The sequence below is a fragment of the Acinetobacter gyllenbergii genome (assembly GCF_001682515.1).
Classification (GTDB): Bacteria; Pseudomonadota; Gammaproteobacteria; order Pseudomonadales; family Moraxellaceae; genus Acinetobacter; species Acinetobacter gyllenbergii.
In genome coordinates, this window is record NZ_KV575261.1 from 870,411 (window position 1) to 896,303 (window position 25,893).

General features: G+C 40.6%; 34 protein-coding genes. 15 read left to right on the forward strand and 19 right to left on the reverse strand.

Translation table 11 applies throughout. The features are described 5' to 3' along the window. Positions 1–39: 39 nt before the first annotated feature. From NG55_RS04385 to NG55_RS04450, 15 genes are all read right to left on the reverse strand, one after another. Positions 40–582 (reverse strand): phage antirepressor N-terminal domain-containing protein, encoded by a 543-nt coding sequence (locus tag NG55_RS04385; protein ID WP_065342441.1) that lies wholly within the window; start codon positions 580–582, stop codon positions 40–42. A 181-nt stretch (positions 583–763) separates the two neighbouring features. Beyond that, the gene (locus NG55_RS04390) at positions 764–1,039 is read right to left on the reverse strand and encodes a DUF968 domain-containing protein (RefSeq protein WP_065342442.1); all 276 of its coding nucleotides are present in this window, start codon (positions 1,037–1,039) and stop codon (positions 764–766) included. Further along, positions 1,032–1,202, reverse strand: coding sequence for a hypothetical protein (locus NG55_RS20965; RefSeq protein ID WP_171257917.1), 171 nt, complete (start codon positions 1,200–1,202; stop codon positions 1,032–1,034). Before NG55_RS20965 ends, NG55_RS04390 begins: the two co-directional genes overlap by 8 nt. A 368-nt stretch (positions 1,203–1,570) precedes the next feature. Beyond that, positions 1,571–1,984 carry an antiterminator Q family protein gene (locus tag NG55_RS04395; protein ID WP_065342443.1) on the reverse strand — a complete coding sequence of 138 codons (414 nt, stop codon included), beginning with the start codon at positions 1,982–1,984 and terminating at the stop codon, positions 1,571–1,573. Between the two features lie 9 nt (positions 1,985–1,993). Next, entirely contained in the window at positions 1,994–2,419 is a 426-nt protein-coding gene (locus tag NG55_RS04400) for a VRR-NUC domain-containing protein (protein ID WP_065342444.1), read from the reverse strand. A gap of 3 nt (positions 2,420–2,422) precedes the next feature. After that, positions 2,423–2,785, reverse strand: coding sequence for a hypothetical protein (locus NG55_RS04405; protein WP_065342445.1), 363 nt, complete (start codon positions 2,783–2,785; stop codon positions 2,423–2,425). Continuing rightward, entirely contained in the window at positions 2,782–3,108 is a 327-nt protein-coding gene (locus NG55_RS04410; RefSeq protein ID WP_065342446.1) for a hypothetical protein, read from the reverse strand. Before NG55_RS04410 ends, NG55_RS04405 begins: the two co-directional genes overlap by 4 nt. Further along, on the reverse strand, positions 3,108–3,431 hold the full coding sequence (locus NG55_RS04415) for a hypothetical protein (RefSeq protein ID WP_065342447.1): 324 nt from the start codon (positions 3,429–3,431) through the stop codon (positions 3,108–3,110). The genes NG55_RS04410 and NG55_RS04415 overlap by 1 nt, the downstream gene beginning before the upstream one ends. Next, positions 3,428–3,790, reverse strand: a complete 363-nt coding sequence (locus tag NG55_RS04420) for a hypothetical protein (RefSeq protein WP_065342448.1) — start codon at positions 3,788–3,790, stop codon at positions 3,428–3,430. The genes NG55_RS04415 and NG55_RS04420 overlap by 4 nt, the downstream gene beginning before the upstream one ends. Continuing rightward, positions 3,787–4,413, reverse strand: coding sequence for a DNA cytosine methyltransferase (locus NG55_RS04425; RefSeq protein WP_065342449.1), 627 nt, complete (start codon positions 4,411–4,413; stop codon positions 3,787–3,789). Before NG55_RS04425 ends, NG55_RS04420 begins: the two co-directional genes overlap by 4 nt. A gap of 43 nt (positions 4,414–4,456) precedes the next feature. Beyond that, positions 4,457–4,945, reverse strand: coding sequence for a hypothetical protein (locus NG55_RS04430; RefSeq protein WP_081408953.1), 489 nt, complete (start codon positions 4,943–4,945; stop codon positions 4,457–4,459). Continuing rightward, on the reverse strand, positions 4,942–5,688 hold the full coding sequence (locus NG55_RS04435; RefSeq protein ID WP_065342708.1) for a DNA-methyltransferase: 747 nt from the start codon (positions 5,686–5,688) through the stop codon (positions 4,942–4,944). The genes NG55_RS04430 and NG55_RS04435 overlap by 4 nt, the downstream gene beginning before the upstream one ends. Positions 5,689–5,699: 11 nt before the next feature. After that, positions 5,700–7,082 (reverse strand): replicative DNA helicase, encoded by a 1,383-nt coding sequence (locus tag NG55_RS04440; RefSeq protein WP_065342450.1) that lies wholly within the window; start codon positions 7,080–7,082, stop codon positions 5,700–5,702. Then, on the reverse strand, positions 7,079–7,969 hold the full coding sequence (locus NG55_RS04445) for a hypothetical protein (protein WP_213029716.1): 891 nt from the start codon (positions 7,967–7,969) through the stop codon (positions 7,079–7,081). The genes NG55_RS04440 and NG55_RS04445 overlap by 4 nt, the downstream gene beginning before the upstream one ends. A 119-nt stretch (positions 7,970–8,088) precedes the next feature. Next, positions 8,089–8,319, reverse strand: coding sequence for a hypothetical protein (locus tag NG55_RS04450; RefSeq protein ID WP_065342452.1), 231 nt, complete (start codon positions 8,317–8,319; stop codon positions 8,089–8,091). 124 nt (positions 8,320–8,443) lie between these two features. On the opposite strand from NG55_RS04450, the gene NG55_RS04455 reads away from it, so the two are divergent. From NG55_RS04455 to NG55_RS04500, 10 genes are all read left to right on the forward strand, one after another. Further along, positions 8,444–9,148 (forward strand): XRE family transcriptional regulator, encoded by a 705-nt coding sequence (locus tag NG55_RS04455; protein ID WP_065342453.1) that lies wholly within the window; start codon positions 8,444–8,446, stop codon positions 9,146–9,148. A gap of 196 nt (positions 9,149–9,344) precedes the next feature. Further along, on the forward strand, positions 9,345–9,749 hold the full coding sequence (locus NG55_RS04460) for a hypothetical protein (RefSeq protein ID WP_065342454.1): 405 nt from the start codon (positions 9,345–9,347) through the stop codon (positions 9,747–9,749). Between the two features lie 17 nt (positions 9,750–9,766). Further along, positions 9,767–10,048, forward strand: a complete 282-nt coding sequence (locus NG55_RS04465) for a DUF551 domain-containing protein (protein ID WP_065342455.1) — start codon at positions 9,767–9,769, stop codon at positions 10,046–10,048. A 111-nt stretch (positions 10,049–10,159) separates the two neighbouring features. Next, positions 10,160–10,951, forward strand: a complete 792-nt coding sequence (locus NG55_RS04470; RefSeq protein ID WP_065342456.1) for a hypothetical protein — start codon at positions 10,160–10,162, stop codon at positions 10,949–10,951. Next, a complete protein-coding gene (locus NG55_RS04475) occupies positions 10,948–11,226 on the forward strand; it encodes a hypothetical protein (protein WP_065342457.1) in 279 nt (92 codons plus the stop codon). Before NG55_RS04470 ends, NG55_RS04475 begins: the two co-directional genes overlap by 4 nt. Positions 11,227–11,235: 9 nt before the next feature. Next, complete coding sequence (locus NG55_RS04480; RefSeq protein ID WP_065342458.1) at positions 11,236–11,562, forward strand: DUF7296 family protein; 327 nt, start codon at positions 11,236–11,238, stop codon at positions 11,560–11,562. A 9-nt stretch (positions 11,563–11,571) separates the two neighbouring features. Next, complete coding sequence (locus NG55_RS04485) at positions 11,572–12,510, forward strand: hypothetical protein (protein WP_065342459.1); 939 nt, start codon at positions 11,572–11,574, stop codon at positions 12,508–12,510. Further along, a complete protein-coding gene (locus NG55_RS04490; RefSeq protein WP_141669877.1) occupies positions 12,507–13,256 on the forward strand; it encodes a hypothetical protein in 750 nt (249 codons plus the stop codon). Before NG55_RS04485 ends, NG55_RS04490 begins: the two co-directional genes overlap by 4 nt. A 79-nt stretch (positions 13,257–13,335) precedes the next feature. Next, entirely contained in the window at positions 13,336–13,863 is a 528-nt protein-coding gene (locus tag NG55_RS04495; protein WP_065342460.1) for a hypothetical protein, read from the forward strand. Beyond that, positions 13,864–14,070: a helix-turn-helix transcriptional regulator gene (locus NG55_RS04500; RefSeq protein WP_065342461.1), complete on the forward strand. Its 207-nt coding sequence runs from the start codon at positions 13,864–13,866 to the stop codon at positions 14,068–14,070. 9 nt (positions 14,071–14,079) lie between these two features. Here NG55_RS04500 and NG55_RS04505 read toward each other — a convergent pair whose 3' ends face one another. Then, positions 14,080–15,288: a tyrosine-type recombinase/integrase gene (locus NG55_RS04505; protein ID WP_065342462.1), complete on the reverse strand. Its 1,209-nt coding sequence runs from the start codon at positions 15,286–15,288 to the stop codon at positions 14,080–14,082. 270 nt (positions 15,289–15,558) lie between these two features. Between NG55_RS04505 and NG55_RS20970 the strand changes: the two genes are divergently transcribed. Next, a complete protein-coding gene (locus tag NG55_RS20970) occupies positions 15,559–15,702 on the forward strand; it encodes a hypothetical protein (RefSeq protein ID WP_004654651.1) in 144 nt (47 codons plus the stop codon). 76 nt (positions 15,703–15,778) lie between these two features. Here NG55_RS20970 and serC read toward each other — a convergent pair whose 3' ends face one another. Further along, positions 15,779–16,858 carry a 3-phosphoserine/phosphohydroxythreonine transaminase gene (gene serC / locus NG55_RS04510; protein ID WP_065342463.1) on the reverse strand — a complete coding sequence of 360 codons (1,080 nt, stop codon included), beginning with the start codon at positions 16,856–16,858 and terminating at the stop codon, positions 15,779–15,781. 350 nt (positions 16,859–17,208) lie between these two features. On the opposite strand from serC, the gene NG55_RS04515 reads away from it, so the two are divergent. The 4 genes from NG55_RS04515 to NG55_RS04530 are packed head-to-tail and all read left to right on the forward strand — an operon-like array spanning position 17,209 to position 22,121. Then, positions 17,209–18,705, forward strand: coding sequence for a TolC family protein (locus NG55_RS04515; RefSeq protein WP_032865620.1), 1,497 nt, complete (start codon positions 17,209–17,211; stop codon positions 18,703–18,705). 12 nt (positions 18,706–18,717) lie between these two features. Beyond that, complete coding sequence (locus tag NG55_RS04520; RefSeq protein ID WP_065342464.1) at positions 18,718–19,878, forward strand: HlyD family secretion protein; 1,161 nt, start codon at positions 18,718–18,720, stop codon at positions 19,876–19,878. A gap of 3 nt (positions 19,879–19,881) precedes the next feature. Beyond that, positions 19,882–21,012: an ABC transporter permease gene (locus NG55_RS04525; RefSeq protein WP_065342465.1), complete on the forward strand. Its 1,131-nt coding sequence runs from the start codon at positions 19,882–19,884 to the stop codon at positions 21,010–21,012. Then, entirely contained in the window at positions 21,009–22,121 is a 1,113-nt protein-coding gene (locus NG55_RS04530; RefSeq protein WP_065342466.1) for an ABC transporter permease, read from the forward strand. Before NG55_RS04525 ends, NG55_RS04530 begins: the two co-directional genes overlap by 4 nt. Before the next feature lie 14 nt (positions 22,122–22,135). On the opposite strand, the gene NG55_RS04535 is transcribed toward NG55_RS04530, so the two are convergent. After that, on the reverse strand, positions 22,136–22,852 hold the full coding sequence (locus NG55_RS04535) for a hypothetical protein (protein WP_065342467.1): 717 nt from the start codon (positions 22,850–22,852) through the stop codon (positions 22,136–22,138). Positions 22,853–23,000: 148 nt separating this feature from the next. Then, positions 23,001–25,730: a DNA gyrase subunit A gene (gyrA, locus tag NG55_RS04540; RefSeq protein ID WP_065342468.1), complete on the reverse strand. Its 2,730-nt coding sequence runs from the start codon at positions 25,728–25,730 to the stop codon at positions 23,001–23,003. Positions 25,731–25,893: the final 163 nt, after the last annotated feature.

The window sequence follows — 25,893 nt, forward strand, 5'->3', positions numbered from 1 at the left end:
CGCCTTTTTGGCGGCTTTTATCTATCACATTAACCATTCTTAAAAATCCAAGAAACCTATGTGTTTACTCATCCAACTCAAGCGCTTTTGCTCATTAATTTTCTTTTCCTTTTTGCGTTGGTGCATGCCTAAACTATGGAAAGTGGCTTTCCCTTTTGACACCTTGTCATCCATATCAATTTCATTTAACTCATCAAATGCTTTACGTCTTGCGCTTACCTTACCTGTCCAGTAATTCCAAAGCGCATCATCACATTCATCCTGATATTTAATGATGGTCTCTTTTAATTCTGGCTTTACTTTATTTGGGCTGATAGTCATCATCCAACCAAACAGCTTTTTAAGTGGCAAGCAAATCATCACACGTTGTTTACCGTCTTGGGCAACTGTAGAGATTTCCTCTATGGTTGAAGCAAAGCGTTGTTTTAGCTTGGTATATTGCCCCATCCAGTCCAAGCCCATACCCTCTACAATGGGCCTCATTGGTACATATGGCTGACCGTTGTAATCAATAATACTTAAATTTGCATTATTGAAAGTAACTAAATTCTGATGATAAATAGGCGCTGTCATCATGTTCATAAGAGTTCCTCTTACTTGCTCATGTTCAAAGAAAAGAACTGGCAGGCACACTGAACATGAAAAGTATGCTTTTCGGGGATCAACCTAGCCAGTGGTTGCCTTTTTACAGGCATAAAAAAACCTGCCATTGCTGACAGGTTCGTTTAAAAAGTATTAGTGTTTGTTGGGTAAATTTAGGGGATCAAAACAGATCCTCTTTTTGTAAGTTAAGCATCCTCTCAGTCTTTTCTAGCATCTTTGCGAACCATTCTTTTGATTCTTCTCTACCCATCGTTTTGTATTGATCAAAATCACTATGGCAAGAATGGCACAACGGAATAGTGTATTTATCATCTGCTTTGATCCCCTTGCCTTTACCATGTTCGCCGAAGTTAGAGTGTGCTGCTTGGCTTGGCCCACCACCACACTTAATGCAAGGAAGCTTCCTGATAGCCTCTAGTCGCTTTGCATCACGCATACAGTTCGTTTCTAAGATTCTTTGCCCATAGTTTTAATTGAGCAATTTTCTTATCAATCATTAACATTTCGTCTCTGGTCATTAGGCCTCTGGATAGGTTTTGATATTTCTCTATCTCATCCTCATAACGCTTGAGGTTCTTTTTAGCTTCGATTGTGTCCATGTTCAACCCATTATTAATCTATATGCGCCATAAACAGCCAAACCAAGGATAGTAAGAATAGAACCTAAACACTTATACCCATGTATATCCGCATCACGATCAGCCTTTCTTATTCTTTCTCGCATTCTTTTTGAATAGTCATCCATTTCGATGCTCCAATAAAAAGCCCCACCGAAGCAGGGCATAAATCCTAAGCACCATTGACGTAATGCTTAGAAAAACAAAAGCTCCTCAAAAAAGAGGAGCTTAAAGAGGAAACTTTAGACAACAAAAAAGCCCACCTTTCGATGAGCTTTTAAAATAACGTTGGTAAAATTCCATAACATAGTTCTACCATATCACAAATTTAAACAAACATGGCAGCCAAGTCAATAGGTAAATGAATCAATTACTCCATCTAAGTAAGCAAGCCCTTTTGCAATCTCTGCACGAACATATGCACGGCTGACATTATGTGTATTGGCAATTGACTGATCTGACCACTCATTCTCATACTTGAGAATCAATAACCATCCTCGTTCTGACAAATACTCTCGTTTATCATTATGCATTTTTGCCAACAACTTACTTACCTCAACTCCTTCCACATCTGTTAAATCACATGGGATGGAAATGCGGCTAGCACGCAATCTAGTTTTGTCATTTTGGTCAATTAGTACAGCCAAAGGATTAGCTGATACGTTCATTTTTGTTGATCTAACCCACAGTCCATATTGTTCTAACCACTGATGAGCTGAACGTTTAGACCAATCCATAACTTTTGTGTTTACTGCCGCATTCATACCGTCACCTCAAATACATAAATATTTTTTAATTTCTTGTATTGCTTCGTCCGCCCCAAAGCAGACTTTGCATAAATAACCTTGCTCTTCTAATCGCTGCATCATCAATCTTTGACTTGGCTGCAACTTGCCTGCTTTTGATTTGAGTTCAATCCATAGGCCATGAATCAATCCATTTGGCACTAACAACTGAAGATCAGGCACACCAGCTTTCACACCCATCTTCTTAAACTTAGCCGCTTCAATTACGTTTCTTGATCCACCATTAGGGATATGAATCAAATAATCAGAAAGGCGACCATTCCCAAACTTCACATGATGAGCCCATGACATGAGAGTGATTTGCTCTTGATCTTCTGTAGGCACCTTGTGAACGCGTTTAGAGCGCGCCACAGGTTTTGATCTACTTCTTTGAGCCTCTTTGAATGTGGTCATTGGTCACCCCATCGCTTTCTTGATTTCGTGAATACAAAACTTCAATGCAAAAACTCTTTGATCATTACCGTTTTTAAGGTTCTGCTCTTTTGCCAATTCAAGTTGATTAACAAGCTGACTAGCTGAGTTTCTTAACTTGTCGTTTTCAATCTTTGAGTTATGTAATTCTTGAGCTAAGCGATCTACCTCTAAAATTGCTTGCTCTCTTGTTAGCTCTTGATCAGCAAAACAACTACCACCAGCATGGCAATAACCGTCTGCGCCACAGTAAGGGCTTCCGCCCTTACAGCGCATAACAGCATCAACCCATGTGTTGTGATTACTGCTAAGCAAGTCATGCTCACATGGGATCTTGATTGCTTTCATCCTTCCCCCTTGAGCGCTTGCTCTAACTCGTCAAACAGTTCAAATATGTCATCTTCTCGCCATAACTCTGTTTGTCTTAACATCGCTAATTTGATGTAAGCGCCATCCACCCGCTTTTGCAGCTCATCCACCTCGGTCTGGCGGTGTTGCCATGCATTTGCGTAAGCTTCCCACTTGGCATTAAAGGCTTCCACGTAGCTATGACACACATCTCTAGAGCCGTTTAATTCGTATCTTCCAAACTCGCCAAGCAATGCATTAAATTCAACATCAGTTCTGAATAAACCTATCCAGTATCTGTTTTTCTCAAAATCACTTCTCATCACTTCACCTTCTCATCAAACTTCTTGCAATTTGGGGATGTGTAATCTTCGGGATAGTCTAGGATTTCGCAGTCCTTCAAAAGAAACTTAGCTAATCTCAATTCATGCAGTGGCACACTCATATGTGCGTTGTATTTCTCGTCAACAATGTCAACATCACCATCCGAACAAAATGCTTTTACTTTCCAAACCTCTTTTTCTTCTGACCATACAAGAACACACTCATCGCCAACTTTTAGGTCTACCACAGGTAAGGCTTCGATCTCGGGAATATTGGCTGGGCACAAATCAGAGATAGCGTCCAATAAATTATCTATGCTCATTCTTTCGCTCCAGAATAAATTGCCTCGTAGTCTGCTATGGCTTGTTTTAGGCGCTCTACAGTTATCACAGAACCTGAAAGCTCAATGGTTTGGCAGTCCTTAGAGAACTCTAACATTTGCTTAGCACCAACTAGGTCATTACCAAACTGCTCAACTAGATCAACGCTCTCAACTAGGCGCTTGAGACTAGAAACATTCACAAGTAGATTGCTTGGCTTAAAACGAGTGGAGTATTTTTTGTCTTTCTCTCGATAACAAAGCTGTGCTTGCTCTGTGCCTATATAAACAGTTGGCGCACCCTCAACAACTTCCCTCGCCTTCTCAACACCGTGCTGCTGAATGAAATTGATCGCGTTCATTGGCTTTGCTCCTCACGATAGCTATTGAATATCGACTGACCCAAAACTGGATGAACGCAGTTTCTAAGAACTTGAACTGGACAGTGATTCCCCTTGTAATAAATAACTTCATCAAACTGCATTCCGAGCCAATCCATCATTTCTTTCTTACCCTGAAGGTTTGATTTATTAATAAACCCTTTTGGCTGCTTAACTTCTTCAGCATTAATATCGAAGCTTGCCCAAAACAAATGCCGTCCTACTTTTTTAGTCGGTTTAATTAAAGGCTCGTAATAAGGAACTACGTTTTCTACGACCCAATCACCTTTAAAGAAATGCTGTAAAAATGTGATCAACTCGTACAAACGAAAGTCAGGGTAATCAGCCACTTTATGGCGTGTTGCCTTCATCATTCGACTATGCTTTTGGCATGGCGGTGAGAACCAGGCAAAGTCAAAACTCTCATGGTTTTCTTTGAAGAACTGGTAAGCGTCCCCAACAATTACTTCATGAGTTGGATGAAGCTTTTGATAAACAGCAGCAATCTTTTCATTTTCTTCAATTGCAACTACCTCACAGTTATCCCAATGCATACTATTTCCACCAAGACCAGCAAAGGCGTTTAGTACTTTTAATTTCTTCATCGCCCTTCTCCGTCACTTGAGTCACGTTTAGTAATGGTTTTATTCATGCCGCAGATCCTTCTAATTCTTTTCGTGCTTTCATGATTCTTGTATAAACATCGAAGCTAAAACCACGCTTACCAGTCTTAATATGACTAAAAAGAGAAGCTGAGCATTTAGACAACATCCCCAATTCAGCCAATGACCCTTTATAGCTAACAAGCCAGTCAATTAATTCTTTCTTCACTTCTGGATCAATTTCTATCTTTTGCCTAGCAGCTCTTGTTTTAGAAACTCTGTGAGTTTTAACCACTGGCTTTAACGGTTTGTCCTCTTCTCTTGGCTCCAACTCAAAGAACGGAAGCTCTTTGATTAATGGATGCTCCAATCCATGCTCTAATGCACACTTAACTTCTTTTGCCGTGCATAACTCATAGTCTGGTCTGCCTTTGCGCTCAGCTAATAGTTTTAGTGCTTGTCGTACTTGGGTTAGATTTGGAACCATACGATTCTCAACCCAATCCACAGTTTGATTATCTAGAGGATGTTTCATACCGCTTCTCCAAATAGATCAGGCTGCATGTCTTTCTCGGTACCTGCTTGAGTAATGCGTTCTTGCGCTATGTCAAAGTACTTTTTCTCTTGCTCAATCCCAATGAATGAACGGCCCGTGTTTACACAAGCAACGCCAGTGGTACCACTTCCCATTGTGTTGTCGAGTACTGTTTCACCTTCATTTGTGTATGTACGAATCAAGTACTCACAAAGAGCTACAGGCTTTTGTGTCGGATGGAAGTTTGATTTCTGCTTATCACTGCTGAACAATTGAACTGATCGCGGGTAACGCTCTGTTGAATCGTATGCTTTGATGTTTACTTGTTTTCCATAGTGCTCTGAACCAATGTCTTTGCGCTTCGCTGTCTTTCGTTCATGCCCAAACGTTTTGATTGGATTGAACGTCGGCTTTGACTTGTAAAACACGAGGATGTTTTCATGCGCACGCAATGGTTGGAAATGTGCATTAAAGAATCCAGTAGCTGCAGGCTTTTCCCAAATCCACTCATAGCGAAATAGTTTTAGGTTTGATGTCGCAAGTACTGCTGCGAATGGTTGAGCTGCAAACAAAACAATTGCGCCATTCTCTTTAATTACTCGCTCGTACTGTTCCCAAAGTGGCTCGGATGGAATAACCGCGTCCCAACTGCAGCAAGTGGTACCGTATGGCAAATCACAAAGAATCATATCCACGGTACCCGTTTCAATTTGCTTCATACGCTCGAGGCAATCGCCTAACATGAGGTTATGTTTCACGCTGCACCTCCAACGCTATCTGCATGCAATTGAGCAACTGCATCTTGATCAAGATTTGAGAATTGGCAGTATTTCAACTGAGAATGCATGTATGCAGTTCCAATCTCTCCATGACGGTTTTTACCTATAACGGCTTCAGCAATGCCTTTGTATTTCGAATCCTTGTTGTAGACTTCATCGCGGTACAAGAAGATGATCTGGTCCGCGTCTTGCTCAATGGCACCTGATTCACGTAGATCCGACATGATTGGGCGTTTGTTAGGGCGTTTCTCAAGCTCACGGTTCAACTGAGATAAAAGGACCACAACACAATCAAACTCTTTAGCCATCGCTTTGAGCTCACCAGTGAAGTAAGCAATCTTTAAATCTTCACGAGCGAATTGCTTTGTGGTTTTCATGATCTGAAGGTAATCAATAAACACTGCACCCAATGACCCATATTTGTGCTTCATCTTGCGCATAGATTCGCGTACATTGGCGATTGAAGGTCTTGAGGTATCATTGATCTCCATTGGGACTTTATGAAGCAATGCGACCGCTTGTGTGTAGTTTGAGAATTCTTCTTTTGAGACCAAGTGTGGCGTGTTGCGAATCAAACCAATATCAGCAGGTCCAATCGCACAACACAAACGCATCGCAATCTGATCCTTCGGCATTTCACCTGACATGATGAGTGCTGGCTTTTGTTGATAGATCGAAACGTGGCTTGCAATCGTTTGGAGTAAAGTTGTTTTACCCATTGCAGGACGCGCAGCCAAAATAACAAGGCTTCCTGGCACGACATCACCAAGCTTTTGGTCCAACTCATAGATTCCAGTTTGAATCCCTTTGATCAATGGTTTTCCCATTACTGCGGCTTCCATTTTCTCTTTGAGGTAGCCAAAAGTTTGAGATGCAGCATCATGGATATGGACCAATGATTCGGTCTCTGCTTCAGTGTTGATCTCAGCAAATGAGGTCTGAGCATTGAGAACCAAGTCACCACGACTGACAGTCAAGTTGCGAGCCTTGCGCAATACATCCAGAGCTTCCAACTCAACCTTGCGGCAAACTGTTAGGTCTTTCAGTTTCTCTGTGTATGACGCTAGGTTGTAAAAACTAGAAGGTGCATCACCCATAAGTTTCATCAAGTACTGCTCACCACCTGCTTGCTCAGACTGGTTGTGGCTTTCAAGGTACTCATGGACCAATACAGCGTCATATGGCGAATTTTTAGAATCCAAGTCTGCAATTGCTTTGAAGATGGTTTTGTGGCGTGAAGCAAAGAAATCTTCCTCACCCAACTTGCTTTCAACCTGAGCATAAGAACCTGCCACAGTCATAAGAGTTGCCAGTACAGCTTGCTCAATTTGAAGGTTTTTGATTTCAGAGATAATCATTGGTTACCTCCTAAAAAACCTTTTGGCTTACTTCCAGACAAATCGATTAATTGTGTTGTCACAACTGGAGTACTAGAATCAACACCTTTGAGTTGATCAATTAAGTGTTTGATTGATTCATCATTCCAACATTCTTGATTTAACCAAGTAGATGGATTTTTCTTGAATCTCTGTTGTGAATCACAGAATTGGATATACGCTTTGTAAGCAACAATCAGGTCGTCAACAGAAACTAATTTGATAGCTTTTTTGAATGCAGTAGCTGCTGCTTTTTTTGCATCCTTGTTTGGAACTTCAGACCAGAACTTTTCAAACGAATCGCTATAAGAATTATGTTTGTATTCTTCTGTTGTATTCTTCTGTAAACATTCCGCCATTTTGGCAGATTCGATTCCGCCATTTTGGCGTGATCGATGTTGCACTTTTGGCGGTATCGATTCCGCCATTTTGGCGGTATCTGGTGCATAAAGGTTTGAGCTATATTTAGCATCAATATTTGCTAATTCTTCATAGTTAAGAGTGAAGTAATTAGTTTTGTTCCATTTGTTGGAATTTAGCTGATCAACAACAATCAAATTACGCTTTTTTAGGTCCGAAATAATTCGCTCTAAAGTGCGTTTTGAGATTGTATTTTTGACCATCTCCAAACACTGAGTGATGTTGTTATACACCCAGTTTTTTCCATCGAACTGGTGTTGAGAAACACCAACCCAAAAATGAAGCTGTTGTAGAAATACAGTTGCCTCAATACTGCCTAACTCAATTGCTAGAGTTGGAGAGAATTGCAAAGGCTGCTCACTGATAAGGAGTCGAGACATCTCATCCTCCCCATTGTTTGAGCATTGCTTGGATTGCTCTATCTGGTGTGAATTTGATTGATTCAACATAAGACTTACACACCTTACAAGATGCAGGATTCACACAATTTGCATCGTGCTTTCCTGTATTCGACTGCTGTGTTATATTTACTTTGTTCATACAGGTAACCTCTGTTTGAATGTGAGCCTTAGCTATTTGCCGTAGCTGAGGCTTTTTTGTTGGTGATTGAAATTCCATTTAATGAACACAAGCGGATAATTCCTGCCCCTGTGCTGTACTTTGCGTCCTGTGTCTTTCCCGTTTTTAAGTAGTGAATTGTTGGTTGTGTTGTTTCAACATGATCCGCAATACTCTCTTCGGTATAACCACGTTCATCAATTAAGCGTGTAATTAGCTCTGCCCAATCTGGTTTATCCATGATTAATCCTATGAACCATAAGTTTTCTTATAATATATAACTTGACTTATAAAAGATCAATAATTTATTTTATAAAGATAGTTGGTAAATTATAAGGGTATTTATAAATTCAATGAGTCTATTCATGGTTGGCTTAACAGTTGGAGATCGCGTCCGTCATTGCAGGAAGTTAAAGCGGTGGTCGCAGGAAAGATTGGCTAAAGAAGCTCAAGTAACACAAGCTACTATTTCACATGTTGAAAACAACAGCAGTGATCAGTCAAAGTACCTGCCTCAAATCGCTAAAGCTCTCGATGTATCAAGTGAATTCTTGCTGAGCGGTCAAGAATACATAGATAAACAAAAAGGGTCGCTTGAAGACTTTGTCATTATTGGCGGAGACAAAGCTGGAGAAACACCCTCTAAAGAGGAGTATGTTTTGATCCCGAAATTTGATGTAGCTGGTTCTTGTGGATCTGGCTCTATCATTGATCACGTGGATGTTAGAGGTGGTTTGGTTTTCAGTGAAGATTGGATTGTTTCACAAAGACTAAATAAAGAAAAATTGGTAGTTATTCATGCAATTGGGGATAGCATGTACCCTACCATTGAAGATGGTCAAGTATTACTAATAGATACCTCTGATACATCGCCAAGAAGCTCTAAAATTTACTTTATGTGCATTGATAATGAATACTTTATAAAACGGTTAGTTAATATGATTACTCATTGGGTAATTAGATCTGATAATCCTGATAAGAATGATCATCCAGACATTGAAATCAGTACAGAAACAATGAATAACCTTCGTATTGAAGGCCGTGTAGTTTGGAAAGGTGGTTTGCTTTAAAAGCTAGCCACAAAATAAGAAGCACCTTCGGGTGCTTTTTTATTGCCTAAAATATATTTTATAAATTTATTTATATTATTATAAGTTTCCTTATTGACCATAATTATAATCTGTCTTATATTTATCTCATACAGACATTAAAAAGCTCCGAACAATCTTGCAGGATGCGGAGCTTTCTCTCAAAGAGGATTTAAGTATGAACATAAAAACGAACGTAGTCAAACTGGCAGTAGGTGCGAGCGTAGTAAGCGCTGCAATTGCTGCTTATGCATTTAGCCCCGCGAAAGAACAACAAGATATTAAGCCAGTAGTAGAACCAGTCTATGTAATGGCTCCTTTCACCTTCATTGAATTCGAGAAGAAAGATCAGGCCATTTTCGAAACTTCTAACAAGGAATTCACTTTAGAAGTTGACTTTGTATCTGATGAATACCGTGACAGCTATGGCGTTCAAGGTGGTTCATTCGATGCAGCAGAAGTAAAAGAAATCAAAGACATCCACGTCTACAACGAAGATGGCGAAGTGCTAAACGCCTATGTTGATCGTCTTGATGTGCAAGAGATTGTTAATTCCATCGAACAAGAATTGAGAAAGCCTTAAGGCTTCGGAGAAGAAGAATGAACTGGATTAGTGTTGAAGATCAGATGCCAGCTTATAGCACCCCTGTTCTAGTGTTGTGCTCAAAAGCTCCATACAAAGTTGATGGTTTAAAAATCACAGTCGCAAGTTATGTAAGCAAGGAAGAACTTGAGCAAACCATGGAGGATTATGACGATCGTGATGAAGATTGGTATGCAGAAGTATCTCTATTCAATAGCGACTATGGATCTTGGTTGATGGATGAAACTGTCACCCACTGGATGCCACTCCCTGCACCACCAAAAGGAGACACCCCATGATCGACCACCAAAAATCAATCAAAGCCTTAATGGTTGTGTTCTACATGGCATTTTTCGCCTTCTTATATGTGCTTTATGCGCACATCTGCCCTGCGATTTGGAGTGTGTGAGATGAATAACTACAAAATCAAAGTGAATGATGAGGCTGAGAGTAAAGAGGCTCAGGAGTTGTTTTTTGAGCTTGGTTTCCAGTGGTACAAAGAGGATAAGGGTGTTTTTTGGGAAACAACTTCAGGTTTCATATTTGCCAATGGGAACACTAAGATTTTAATGGGCGGTGTTTTTATGGATGCGGATGCCTATGCGCCAGTTACTCTCCCTCAGCTTCGAGACCTTGTTGTTTTGCATCGGAATGATCCTAAAGATGGAAATTACAGCTTATTTATATCTGATAGCCAAGGTGAATTGAATCTGTATAAAACGGCAGATGATGTTTTCTATGTGTTCAGTCGCCAATTGAAAGGATGGGATAAGAGTCGAGCTGTAGGCATTAATACTGAAGGGTTAAAAGCAATCCCTGTGACTCTTGAGCCAGTTGAACAAGGCCTGATTAGTGGGGCTGATGCGTTAAGAGCTTTGGCGGATGGTCAACTAGTTCAATGGATGATTGGTGACGTATTTCAGGATGTGACTGATGAATGGAAAATTCGCGCGTTTAGTCACCCTTCTTTTAAATTCCGCCTCAAACCCCGCACCATAAAGCTTGAGCTAGAGATTCCTGCGCCTTTTGAGCCGAAAGTGGGTGAGCAGTATTGGTTCTTAAGCCCTCGAATTGAGTGTGGCTATGACTGGACTAGAGGAATTGATGACAATCAATCCCTATTCATTTCAAGCTTTGGATGTTGGCGCACCGAAGAAGAAATCAAGCAAGTTGTTACAGCGCTGAGGGGGATTAAGGGATGAACGCTCAAGTCAACTTAGAAAGCATTGAATTGGCAAAGTTAAATGCGGAAGTGATTGTTTTAGCTCACAGCATTATAGCTTTGACAGCAGTAGCTGAGGATGTGATTGCGACGATTGATCAAGGATCTTTTCAGGTGATCTATTTAGGCCGAGGTTCAGAGATATTTGGTTTAGGTCTATCTGATGCATTCAAAACAATTGATCGCATCAACTATGCAAAAAGCTTAATCAGAGATTTCACAAAAATCAAAACTGACATTGAACAGAATTATTAGGAGAAGCCCATGTTTTATACAGTTAGACAAAATAACTCTGGTGGGTATTTCATCCAAAACGAAATGGTAGATGAATACCTCTGTGTGGAAGCCAATTCAATTAAAGAAGCAGAAAAGAGAATTGAAGAAATCACTGAGGATTATTCTGATTTTTGCCCTTGTTGTGGTGTCCGTTGGAGTACTTGGTTCAGTGACGATGATGGGAAGGCCTTTCCTCATGATGGGTATGGCGATGCATTTATAGATGGACAGACTTACATCAGTTCAAGAAAAGGTGCAGCAAAAATTCATTATTTAGATGGTCGTGTTGAAACCATTGAAATGTTTAAAAATTAGGAGAAGGTTATGAATGCGCCAGTACAACACGTAGGACAGAATCCATTTGCGGTATCAGCCCCTACTACTCATGCAATGTCGACTGTTCAAGCAGATAGTCAGCGTGCGATTGCAGAAGTTCAGGCTGCTTTAGTTATTGCAAAACAGTTCCCACGCAATCCGATTGAAGCTTACGACAAAATCATGAATGCATGTCAGCGTTCTGGCTTGGCCCAATCTGCTGTTTATTCTTATGCCCGTGGTGGCAGCTCAGTTACAGGACCTTCTATTCGTCTGGCTGAAATGCTTGCTCAAAACTGGGGGAATATTCAGTACGGTATTCGGGAACTATCTTCGGAAAATGGTGAATCTACTGTTGAGGCATTTGCTTGGGATGTAGAAACAAATACACGTCAAACCAAAGTGTTCCAAGTGCCACATATGCGTTACACCCGCAGTGGATCTAAAAAGCTTTCTGATCCACGTGATATTTACGAGTTGGTAGCGAACAACGGTGCACGCCGACTTCGGGCATGTATCTTGGGTGTCATTCCAGGTGATGTTATTGATGATGCAGTTGCTCAATGTGAAAGAACAATTCATGCGAGTGCTGATACTTCACCAGAAGCAGTACAGAAGTTGGTACAAGCTTTTGAACAGTTCAGTGTAAGCAAAAAGGATATTGAGGATTATATCCAACGTCGTCTAGAAGCTATCACCGCTGCCAACATTGTGTCCTTACGCAAGATTTTCACAAGTCTACGTGATGGCATGAGCACACCTAAAGACTGGTTTAAAAATGCAGTTTCTAAAGAAGTTGGTGAAGTTGAAGTGCAAAAGCCTACTGTTTCAGAGCAGGACTTTCCTTCTCTAATTGAGCAGCTAAAAGCAGATGCAATCTCAAAGGACTACGTTCTGGAAGGTTATGCGCTTACTGATGCTCAAAAAGCGGAGGTAAATGCAGTATGAAATTATTCAGATGCTCAAGCCTATCTAAGTTAATGGGCGATGCTCAAAGCATTGCTCAGGAGCTTAGAACAGAAGAAATTGATGCTCTTATTAAAAAGCGCAAGCGTTCAGACAGTGAAAACGAAATGATTGAACAACTTAAGGTCCAATCTCTATCGGATACAGCAAAGTCCGAAATCAGAACAATCGTTAAAGAAGACTTAACCACGTTCAAGTATTTTAAGGGTAACCAGTACACAGCTAAAGGGAATGCTCTAGAAGATATTGCAATTGATCTGTCTGGAAAGGTTCGCTTTAAACAGTATGCAAAGCATCAAGGTCGCTGGGAAAACAATTTAATCACTGGTGAGTGCGACATCCTTGATTCAAATAATGATTTGATCATCGACACGAAATGCACTTGGGATATTGGCACCCACCCTTTCTTCCAAGATGAAGCACAAGAAAAGGCTAAAAAGTCTGGATATGACTGGCAGATGCAGGGCTATATGTGGTTGTACGGTTGCCAAGCTGCCGAGGTTGATTTCTGGCTATTCCCTTGCCCTGTAGAACTCACAAGCGATTGGGATGACAAAGAACAATTGATTGATCTTGTTGAGCAGATTGATTTACGAGAGCGTCTTACAACTGTTCGATATGAGCGCGACGAATCAATGATTCAAAAGATCAAAGACAAAATTCCACACGCTCAAGAGTATTACTCAAAACTATATCAAGAGCGTATTAAAGCGAAGGTAACCCCATGAAAGAACTCACTTTAGGTTTATCAATCTTGCTCGATTTAGCAGTTGGGCTTTTATTAATTGCGGTGTTGGGAGTGTGGTGATGAGTAAAGAAAAGCCAACATTGGCAGAAAAGCAGGTGTTTTGGACTGAACAATTGCCATTATTCAAAGAGGCATATTGGCTGCCTGAGCATTTTGAACTGCTTAAGTTCGATATGGAGGCAGGTAACTTTGTTGTTCGTGATGATATAGATCCAGATTTTAAAGGTGATGCTGACGATTTATATCATCGTATTAATACAGGCTGGTCAATGTGGAAACGCGCTATCAATCACATGCAGAAAAAGCTTGAAGGCTGCGTGGTGGTGCCAAAGAATCAAATTGAAACTTGGTGGCAAGATGCAGAAGAACCTGAAAACTTTGCAACAACAATTGAATCCATCCCTGCCATTGGTGAGAGCCTAGGTGATAAGGAAATAATGGAAATTGAAGAACATCATACAATTCATTTGCCTTCAAATCGGGTCTACGGAACTTGGGTTGAACAAGATGGCGAACGGTCTTTTGTAGTTGGCTCACTAGAAGAATGTCGTGCAGTTGTAGAAGCAAAAGCGGATGCGGAGGGGTGAATGGCTAAATATATTACTTCTGACCAAGTATGTGAGATGTTCTGCATTACCAAGGTTACGCTCTGGCGCTGGGAGGTTAAAACACAATGGGGCATTCCTTTCCCTGCTCCTACTTTCCCTTCTGTTGGTGGTGCACCTAAACGATATCTGTTATCGGATGTGCACAAATGGGAAAGACAATGTATTGGAAAGAAAGCGGCTGCATGAGCCGCTTTTTTACCCCTTCAGTCTTTGTAATTTCTCAATCCATTTTTCATAGACCTCTGCCTGTTCAAGTACATACCCATATAAGTCATATACTTCTTGGTTGTTTGGCAAAACATGCCCAATCATAATCTCGTGAATATCCCTGTTTTTTGAAAATGCACTAAAGTTTGTTCGTGCTGTTCTGCGTAGGTCGTGAAGCGACCAATGTTCCATGGTTTCTTTTTTGAATCGCTTCACCCAGCCAATGACACTATTCGGCAATGCTGTAGATGCTGGATCAGTTAGATACTCATCAATATTTTTGCCATTGCTGAATAAATACTTACCCTCGCTTAACTCCATAGCCTCTCTTATCAAATCCTCCATATAAGGCAAAATAGGACGTATCAGCGTCTTGTCGTTCTTGTATCCTGTTTTATGGTTTGACGGTGGGACCTTCCAAATTTTACGCTTCAAATCGAAGTGTTTCTTTTCTGCCCTTCTTAGTTCGCCATTACGACAAGCAAAGATCAAACATAGTTCTAAAAAGATTTTATTTTTAGTTGTTAATCTCGACCATTTTAAGCATTCATAGAAAACTATAATTTCATCGTCAGTTAAAACGCGCTTTGTTGGTATCGATGTAATATTAAGATCAGTTTTCGGGTAAACATCAGCAAGAATATTGGTTTGAATATATTTACGCTTAGCAGCCCATTTCAGCATTTGTTTAGTATTTGATAAAAGGTTTTTTGCTGTGCCGGGTATACGCCCTGCTAATTCCTCAAAAATCCCCAGCCAATCGCTTATATCAATTCGGTCTATAGGGTGATTACCTAGCTTATTAAATAGATGATTCTCAAACATGCGCTTAATGCTTTCATGTTCTTTTTTATTTTTAGAGCAATATGATTCATACCACATTAAAAAAACTTCTTTGAATGTGACAGGGTTTATATTCTTTTCTTTCTCGACCAGTAGTTCAAGTTTTGGATTTTTATTTTGATCTAACAGGCCACGAAGCCGTGTAGCTTCCAAACGTGCATCTTTAAGGCTTAAGTGGGGGTAGGTGCCAAGATCAACCCTTTCTTGCTTATTATTGAATCTGTAGCGCAACTGGAAGACAATCTTACCCTTTGGTGATATTCTTACACTCATAGAGTCACGGTCGGCAACAACTTCAACCGCTTCTCGCTCTTTACCATTATTTGCTTTTAGCCAAGCTTCAGATAATGCCATTTCAAACTCTAAAAATAATATGTACACAAAACTGATTTAAAAATCAGAATAAGCCATTATGTACACGAATATGTACACAAATGGCATGAAATAGAGTGTTGTATTATGAAATGGTTGGTAATGGTGAAACAAGCTGAGAATTGAAGTTTATATGTTTTTTGTGAAATGGTATGTAATAAAGTTAAATTGATCTTTATTCATACTGATATTTATGCTAAAACTGCAGTTAAGTGACAAAAAATCACATAAATGGCATTTTTAGGCGTTCTAATGAAAATTATACCAGAACAAACGACCACCAGTCTGATTCATTCGAGTGATCAAGGTCTTAAACTTGATGTTGGTGCTTTTTGCTTTTTTTTACTTGGTATGTTTTTAGCAGCACTCATGTTTCATCGAATTGGCTTTTTTTAAACTTTTTGACCACTACCCTATTCGCAAATAAAAGCCCTCAATGTTGAGGGCTTTTATTTTCTCGACACCTTATGGCTTAACCATGACGTTTCGCAAATTCATCCATAAAGTTCACCAATGCTTGCACACCTTGCAACGGTACAGCATTATAAATACTCGCACGCATTCCGCCCACTGAACGGTGGCCTGCCAAGTTCAATAAGTGATGTTGTTCAGCTTCTTGTAAGAAGGTCTTTTCAAGTGCCTCATCCGCTAATGTAAAAGGTACATTCATCATTGAACGGTTTGGAATGGCAATTGGGTTATTATAGAAATCGCTAGAATCAATATAACCATACAGTAGTTTGGCTTTCTCTTGGTTCACTTTATAGATCGCATCTACCCCACCCTGCTCAAGCAACCATTCAAACACAAGACCAGATAAATACCATGCGTAGGTTGCAGGTGTATTCACCATTGAACCATTTTTAGCTTGATCCGCATATTTTAAGATACTTGGAATTTCAGGTTTCGCTTGATCTAATAAATCATCACGAATAATGACAATCGTTAAACCCGCTGGGCCAATATTCTTTTGCGCACCCGCATAAATCAATCCAAATTTGCTGACGTCCAATGGCGCAGACAAAATACTAGATGAATAATCACAAACCAACGGCGCATTCACCTCTGGAATCGCAGCAAATTGCAAACCACCAATGGTCTCGTTATCCGCATAATGCACATAAGCAGCATCGTTTGAAAGGTTCCATGCACTTTGCTCAGTAATCGCATGTTTACCATCAATGAGCGTACCTGCTTCAACGATATTGATATCGCCGTAACGCTTGGCTTCTTTGAGTGCTTTCTCAGACCAAATACCCGTATGGATATAATCTGCCTTATTATTCTTGCCAAGCAGATTTAATGGAATTGCTGAAAATTGTAGGGATGCGCCACCTTGTAAAAACAAGACTTTATAGTTTTCAGGAATATTCATGAGCTTACGTAAATCAGCTTCAGCCTTCTCTGCCACAGCAACATAGTCATTGCTACGATGACTCATTTCCATGATCGATAGACCTTTGCCCTGCCAATTCAACAATTCTTGTTGAGCTTTTTCTAAAACGGCAGTAGGTAATGCAGCAGGACCAGCGCAGAAATTATAAGCACGCATGAGTTTTTCCCTTGTTAAAGTGGAACAAATTGGAATGGGAATTTAACCATAGATTGGCGAAGCTTGCAGCAGCTTATCGCGTAAATATTTCAATTTAACCAAGAAAATGATATTAATTTTTCAATCCTATTGGATGTATAAATGATATTTTAGGCCAAGGTTCAATAGTCGATTAAAACAGCTCATTTTCGTCTTTTTTTCAAAGATTTATTTAGATTAAAAACTCTACTTTTTACAATTTCACTACACCAAAAGTGGAGATATAACTATTTAATTAAAAACATATTATTTTAATTTTACAAAAAGAATTTAGACTTAGTCAGGATATTATTAAATTGCGACATAACCAAATGTTGAAACGACATGATCGACCGAGTTTTAAGGTCCAGCACTTTCCTAAAATGTTAAGCTTGAGTATAGGCTTAATCAGCTGCGCCCTATTTTCTACGGCTGTATTTGCACAAACATTGAGTTATAGCGAAGCTGAACAATATGTTGTGGAAAATGCCTATTCGACACAAGCCCAACAAGCCTTGCAACAGGCCTCACAACTTGAAATGGAAGCTGTAAAACATCTCGGCTTACCCCGCATTGATTTAAATGCCCGTGCCTATTCATTTCATAGTGAAACCAGCGTACCCCTAGAATCGAGTAAACGTCGACTGGAAAACTCACTCACTCGTGGGTTTGATGATAAATTATCACAATGGGGCAACGTGCTTCCGCCAGAAGTAATTGATCAAGTCAGTCAAGGTTTTGATCAGACGGTTAATGAAGGGTTAAACCAGGTTCCCAATAATTTAGATGTTACAGTCAAAGATCATGATGTCCGCACCTCCATCTCAATGGTCATGCCGCTCTATACTGGCGGTAAAATTAGCAGTGCGAAGCAAATTGCATCGATTCAAGCACAACGCTCAAACATCAGTGAAAAGCAACAACAAGATTCACAACGTTTTGAAATGATCCAATCGTATTTTAATGTGCAATTGCAACAACAGTTACTCAATGCCAGCCTGTTTAATTTAAATGCAATGCAAGAACACTATAACAACGCGCTCAAATTAGAGAAACAAGGCTTTATTAATAAAGGCCAGCGCATGCAATTTGAAGTGGCGCGGAATAATGCAGAACGTACCTATCAAAATGCCCAGTCAAATCTACAAGCGAGCCAGTTTAGTCTCAAAAACCTATTACAGAGTAAAGAAGCCCTAAACCTCACTACTCCCCTGTTTGTAAATACAAGCCAAAATCATTCACTGGACAAACTGCTTGCAAATTATGATCAAAATTCAAGTTTGATTAAAAAGCTGCAAATGGATACCCAACTTGCCAACGAAAATATCAAAGTACAACAATCTGCGAAAAAACCAAGTTTGTTTGCCTTTGGTGAATATGGGCTGGACAATAAAGAGAACTGGATTGTCGGTGTGATGGCCAAATACAATTTATTCTCTGGCATTGATAACAATAAAAATATCCGTGCTGCCGAACTGAAAAAATATGCTGCTGAATTAATGACAGAGCGCACCAAGCAAGAAGTCGAAAATGTGCTGTACAAATCTTATAGCGAATTAAATGCATCTCAAACCAGCCATCAACTGTTAACCCAAAACACCAAAGCCGCACAAGAGAATTTACGTATCCAACAGCTTTCATTTAAAGAAGGTATGGGTACGGCGACTCAAGTGATTGATGCACAAAATGCTTTCAGCGCATTAAGAAGTGAGATGGCGATAAATTCATATAAATACATCTTATCTTTAGCGACTTTATTACAAAGCTATGGTTCGATTGATGAGTTCAAGCTTTATGTTAATCAACCACGTACTGACTATATCCGCTAATTGGAGAAATTTATGAGCCAAGATCAATCATCATCCAATTCAGAACGCGATACAGATCAAGTGGGTAACGCCGCTGAAACTCAAGACACCAACACCCGGACTGAGCAAATTGCACCTGTAGAAAAAGTGGATCCACTCAAACCTGATACCACCTCAAATCAGCAACAACCACCTGCTGAGCCACCGAAAAAAGGCAAGGCAAAAATTATCGGCTTCATTATTTTAATCCTGCTTTTGGGTCTGATTGCATTTGGTTTATGGAAAGCCTATCAACCCCAAGCGATTGAGTTACAAGGTCGAGTTGAATCAGAAACAGTGCATATCAGCACCAAAGTTCCAAGCCGTATAGAAGAGTTCTATGTGTCTGAAGGTCAAACTGTTAAAAAAGGCCAAGCATTGGTTCGTTTTGTCAGTCCTGAATTAGAAGCGAAAAAAGAACAAGCACAAGCGGCATTACAAAGTGCGACCGCTTTTCATTCAACGGTATATCGTGGTGCTCAACAAGAGAATATCGAAACGCTATATGCCAATTGGCAAGCGATGAAAACCCAAGCAGAATTAGCAGCGACAACTTATAAGCGTGGTGAAACTTTATTTCAACAAGGTGTAATCTCGCGTCAACGCCGTGATGAAATGCTGGCAGCACAAACCTCTGCCCGTGAAACTGCCGAAGCATCTTATCAACAATATGCCCGTGCCAAACGTGGAAGTACTGAACAACAAAAATCAACTGCCGATGCACAAGTTGCGATGGCTCAAGCCGCAGTAAAAGAAGCCAATGCCCTGACTGAAGAAACCAAACTGTATTCACCAACAGACGGAACCGTATCTAAAACTTACGGTAAGCCCACCGAACTTGTCGCAACGGGTGTTCCTGTAGTCAGCATTATCGAAGATCATGATTTGTGGATCAGCTTGAATGTTCGCGAAGACATGTATAGTTCCGTTTATAAAACTAAAACTTTAGAAGGCTTTATTCCTGCGCTGAACCAGAAAGCGACCTTTAAAGTCAAAAATATTGATGCTGAAGGTGACTTTGCAACCATCAAAACTACACGTCAGACAGGCGGCTATGATATTCGCAGTTTTAAGTTCCACTTGGTTCCAGAGCAAAGCATTCCAGACTTAAAAGTTGGTATGAGTGTCTTGTTTAAAATTGAAGAGGCAAAATAAGCGATGTTTGCAGTGATGCTGCGGGAATTGCGCTATTTAAAACGCCATAAAGTTGATTTGTTTATGGCGGTTATTGCCCCGTTACTGGTGATTCTGTTGTTTGGCAGCATGTTTTCAGCGGGTAAAGCTGAACATTTACCCATTGTGGTGATTGATCAAGATCAAAGTGAAATGAGTCGTAAGGTGATTCATGCGCTCAGCATTAATCACACCTTAAAGGTTAAAACCATTACGGCTAGCCAAGATGAAGCCGAACGACTCATCAATAAAACCGAAGCGTGGGGATTCGTGATGATCCCTGAAGGGGCTGAGCAACGTCTGGTCAAAGCCCAAGATGCGCAGATTAGCATTGCCTATAACCAGTCTTTTTTTAGTATCGGGAATACCATTTCCTCTGCCATGCTGATCAGTACCTTAAATGGTCTGGCGGATTATATGGGGCAAAGTTATTTAGCCAATACTATTCCTTATTTAGACGTGCCCACGCCGCATATTAAAATCTCAACCTTGTATAACCCAAGCATGAGTTATGAACTATTTCTGGAACCGTTTATGGTACCAGCAGTCTTACATTTACTCCTATGTTGCTGTGTGGCTTTTGCCATTGGTCAGGAATTTAAGCGCAAGACCGTTGGTGAATGGGTGAACTCAAAACAAATTATCTCCAGCCTACTGGGTAAAATCCTGCTCTATGTCTTTATTTTCTGTGCTTGGACTTGGTGCTGGATGTTCTGGCTCGCACATATACGTGGTTACTTTATCGCGGGTTCACTGACGCTCATTCTGGTTGCACAGTTTTTGCTGTATTTTGCCTATGCCGTGATTAGCAGTACAGTGGTGTTAGCTACTCAGAATTTACCCAAAACCTTTGGTTTTATCGCGCTTTATGGCGGATCTTCACCGAGCTTCTCAGGCATTACCCTACCCTTGAATAATGCCCCTGCATTTACTCAATTCTGGTCAATCATTATTCCCTATACCCCTTATGCCAAATTACAAACTGAGCAATGGATAATTGGCAGTGATCTGTATGTTTCACTGCTTCCATTAGGGATACTACTGATCTTTGCAGGCTTATTTTTTGTGCTAAGTGTCCGTCTGTTAAAGAAAAATACTCAGGAGCTATGCTCATGAAATCATTTTTCGGCTATTACCTACAGACCTTTAAAAATATCTTTTCCAATAGCTCGGTATTTACCACCCTCATTGCGGCAATCTTGCTCTATAGTTTTTTCTATCCTACTGCCTATAAAGCACAATCTGCAGAAGATATCCCGATTGTGATTGTGGATGAAGAACAAAGCATTTTAACTTCAAAAATCATTAGCCAAGCATCGAATAGCCCGCATATTAAGATCATCACCGTGACAGATAGCTTTCTCGAAGCACAACGGATGGTGAAAAACCAGCAAGCTGAAGGTATTTTGCTACTTCCTGAAAATCTCACCAATAGCTTAAAACATGGCGAGATGGGGGGAATTGGTCTATATCTCAGTACCGCTTATTTCATTCGAACCAAAGAAGTTGGTGTAGGCTTAGCAGGCTCAATTGAATATACCTTAAAAGAGCATTTGGAAAAATTTGGCAATGCTTCTGCTTTTGAACCAGAACTTTCAATTCATCAAATTCCTTTGTTTAATACCCTGTCGGGTTATGGCAGTTATATCTTCCCTGCTGTGGCCAGTTTGATTATTCATCAGACTATTTTGCTTGGCCTTGCCATGCTGATTGCCAGTTATCGTGAACAAGGCTGGGGGGCAAAACCCGTCGAGTTCTGGGCCACTTTTGCAGCAATCTTTACCACGGGTTGTTTAGGCTGCCTGTATTTATTTGGCTTTACCTTCTGGTTATATGAGTATCCACATGGCGGCAATTTCTGGGGCATGCTGCTTGCCGTACCGATTTATGTCAGCTGCGTGATTGGATTAGGGATGCTGGTCGGTTCACTGGTCGATATACCAGAACGAGTGGGTCATTTGATTGTGGTGACGTCCGTCCCCCTATTTTTGCTGACAGGCACTGCGTGGCCACATGAAGCCATGCCACATTGGATGCAATACTTTGCATGGACACTACCTTCAACCCATGGTGTACAAATGTTTGTTCAGCTCAATCAGATGGGCGTACCAACTGCCATTGTGGTACCAAAACTGATTTATCTTGCAACTGTTGCTGCAATATTATTGGCGATTTCTTATTATCGCTTGGTTATAATGGAACCAATAAAAAAGGAAGCTGAATAGCTTCCTTTCTATCATCAGATACCAAATTGCTTTTTGACGACGTTTCCTAATTTTTCTTTAGCTGCGTTTTCTAGAACTGTGCCATGTGCAGCAATAAGATGCTGAAAATCCAGTTGCAATAGACGATCAAAATCACTTTTTAGGCTACCAGATTTTGGTGTAACTCTTTTCAACCAAGGCCCGCCAATAAATAAACCGAGTCGAAATCCCATAAGGTAAATGATGATTTTGCTCAGTAAACTAAAATATTTCCAATCACTCCAGTATTGAATACTATCCGTAGTGATCAAAAGCTTTTTATCCTCCATATATAAAATAGCTTCAGGGCAAGTTGCCTGTTCAAAAATAAAAAATTCAGCATTTTTAATTGGTGGAACGACATCTGTTTGAATGGTCTTTGTCGGAAATAAACCAGAGTAGTTCACATGGTGTGATTGACTCCAAAATGTTACCTGATAGCGATCAATATAAAACTGATCATCTAAGCCATGAAAGTCACCTAAGCGAATGACATGTTTAACCGCCCCTAAAGCTTCCAATTTTTCTAATTCTGTTTCAGACATCCGAACTGCATTAATTAGAGTCAGCTCATTGTTTTGTTTGATAATAACCATATTACGATTCATAGAGAGACCAAATCCAAGCTTGATACTGCCTCTTAGTAAGTAAATATTTTCAAAAATTTCAACAATCGGATCATGGGGGTAAACAGGCGCATAATTTTCTTTCATCTTTATATTCCTTTATTTTATTATCAATATATTTTATGCATTTAAATTAAAAACATTAGATTGACCAATATATAAAAATCAAAGTCAATTGAGCAATAGTTATAAAAAAACCCAAAGATCACTTTGGGTTTTTTAAAAACATTATTGTTTACGCTTCAGATGTATCATCTTTCGGCTCAGCCGCCACTTGTTCAGAAGTGATTGCTTCAGCTTCAGTATTTTCTACTTCGTCAATCGCATCTAACTCTTCGTCATCCTCTACTGCTTCAATAGATACCACACCAACTAAAGTTTCAGCATCACTTAAACGAATCAAACGAACACCTTGTGCATTACGGCCCGTGGTTGCCACTTCGGCAGCACGTGTACGTACCAAAGTACCACCATCCGAAATCAACATGAGTTCTTTGCTTTCATCAATTGATACTGCGCCGACAAGCTCACCATTACGCTCACTGGTCTTAATCGCGATTACACCCTTACCACCACGTTTCTTGGTTGGGAAGTCATCAACTGGGGTACGTTTACCATAACCATTGGCACATGCACACAGCACTTCACCCGTTTCAGGCACAACAACCAGTGAAACAATGCGGCTGACTAAGTTTGAATCTGATGAATCATCATTGTCATCACTATCATCATTTTCAACATCGGCATCTTCAGCTTCAATGGTATTGCTAGCGAAGCTGACACGCATACCACGTACACCTTTGGCAGTACGCCCCATGGCACGAACATCAGTTTCAGCAAAACGAATTGCTTTACCTTCATTCGAGAACAACATGATCTGCTGATTACCATCGGTAATCGCAACACCAATCAAGGTATCTTCTTCATTCAGCTCAATTGCACGTAAACCGTTTGAACGAACATTACTAAATTGTGCAAGTTCAACACGTTTGACCGTACCTGACGCAGTTGCCATAAACACATAGTGATTTTCAGGGAATTCCGTCAATGGCAAGATCGCCGTCACAGTCTCATTCGCATCCAGTGGAAGCAAATTAATAATCGGACGACCTTTTGCACCACGCGAAGCCTGCGGAACTTCAAATACGCGTAAGCGGTAAACTTTACCCACATTGGTAAAGCACAGTACCGTTGCATGGTTTGACGCCACAATTAAATGTTGGATGATGTCATCATCTTTCATTGCTGTTGCAGACTTACCACGACCACCACGACGTTGCGCTTGATAATCAGACAGTGGCTGAGTTTTCGCATAACCTGTTTGAGATACAGTCAATACAACTTGCTCTTCAGGAATCAGGTCTTCGCGGCAGAAATCAACACCAGACTCGACAATCTCAGTACGACGACCATCACCATATTGTTGCAAGATCAACGCAAGCTCTTCACGAATCACATTCATCAGTAGGTTAAAATCATTCAGAATTGCAGTTAATTCGGCAATTTGACCTAAGATTTCAGTATATTCTGCGTGTAACTTGTCTTGTTCCAAGCCTGTTAAGCGGTGTAAACGCAACTCTAAGATCGCGCCAACTTGAGTCGGTGACAAACGATAGATATCACCCGACAAGCCAAATGGACGTGTTGGGTCTTCACCTTCAATCTCATCTGGGCGAACAGAGATAGCACCTGCTTTTTCAAGCAATGCGACCACACCACCACCAGCCCACTCACCTGCTTGTAAACGCTCGCGCGCTTCAGCTGGGTTAGCCGAAGTTTTGATGGTTTCAATAATGGCATCAATATTGGCTAAGGCAACCGTCAAACCTTCCAAGATATGACCACGCTCGCGTGCTTTACGCAATTCGTACATGGTACGACGTGTCACGACTTCTTGGCGGTGACGAATAAATGCCGCAATAATCTCTCTCAGATTCATCAACTTTGGCTGACCATTGTCGAGACAGACCATGTTGATGCTGAACGAGTTTTGTAATTGTGTATGCAAGAATAAATTATTCACCGCAACTTCAGCGTTTTCACCACGCTTCAAGTCGATGGCAATACGCATACCGTCTTTATCAGACTCGTCTCGAAGTTCAGAAATCCCTTCAAGTTTCTTTTCTTTGACTAACTCGGCAATACGCTCAATGGTTTTTGCCTTGTTGACCTGATAAGGAATTTCAGTAAAGACGATCGTGGTACGACCTGTTTTCTGGTCTTCTTCGAAATGATATTTACCACGAATATGCAAACGGCCTTTGCCGGTACGGTAAGCATCTACGATACCTGATTTACCGTAAATAATACCGCCTGTAGGGAAATCTGGGCCAGTAATGTGCTCCATCAAACCTTCTACAGAGATATTCGGGTTATTGGCATAGGCCAAACATGCATTGACCACTTCGGTCATGTTGTGTGGCGCCATATTGGTCGCCATACCCACCGCAATACCTGTCGTACCGTTAATCAGTAGATTTGGAATACGCGTTGGCATTACTTGAGGAATACGCTCAGAACCGTCGTAGTTATCTTCCCAATCAACCGTATCTTTTTCTAGATCAGCCAAAATTTCATGGGTGAGTTTTTGCATACGAACTTCGGTATAACGCATTGCTGCCGCGCTATCCCCATCGACCGAACCGAAGTTACCCTGACCATCAACCAACATGTAACGCAAGCTGAAGTCCTGCGCCATACGAACAATTGTTTCGTATACTGCACTGTCACCATGAGGGTGATATTTACCGATCACGTCCCCGACAACACGAGCAGACTTTTTGTACGCTTTGTTATAATCATTGCCCAATTCGTGCATCGCATATAATACGCGACGATGAACAGGTTTTAGACCGTCTCTAACATCTGGCAATGCACGAGATACAATTACGCTCATCGCGTAATCTAGATATGAATGCTTGAGTTCGTCCTCAATGGCAATCGGTCTGATTTCCGATACGCTCATGCATACTCCTTGTTTACAGGTAGAGAGTTGTACCTGTTTTTATGTCTTCAATCTTGCAAAATTTTAGCTCAAGGGCTTGAACTAAAAATAAAAAATACAGCGAAAAATTATAGCACAAAGCACAAATCAACTGTGAGTTTAAGCATCTAAAAATAGCATTTTT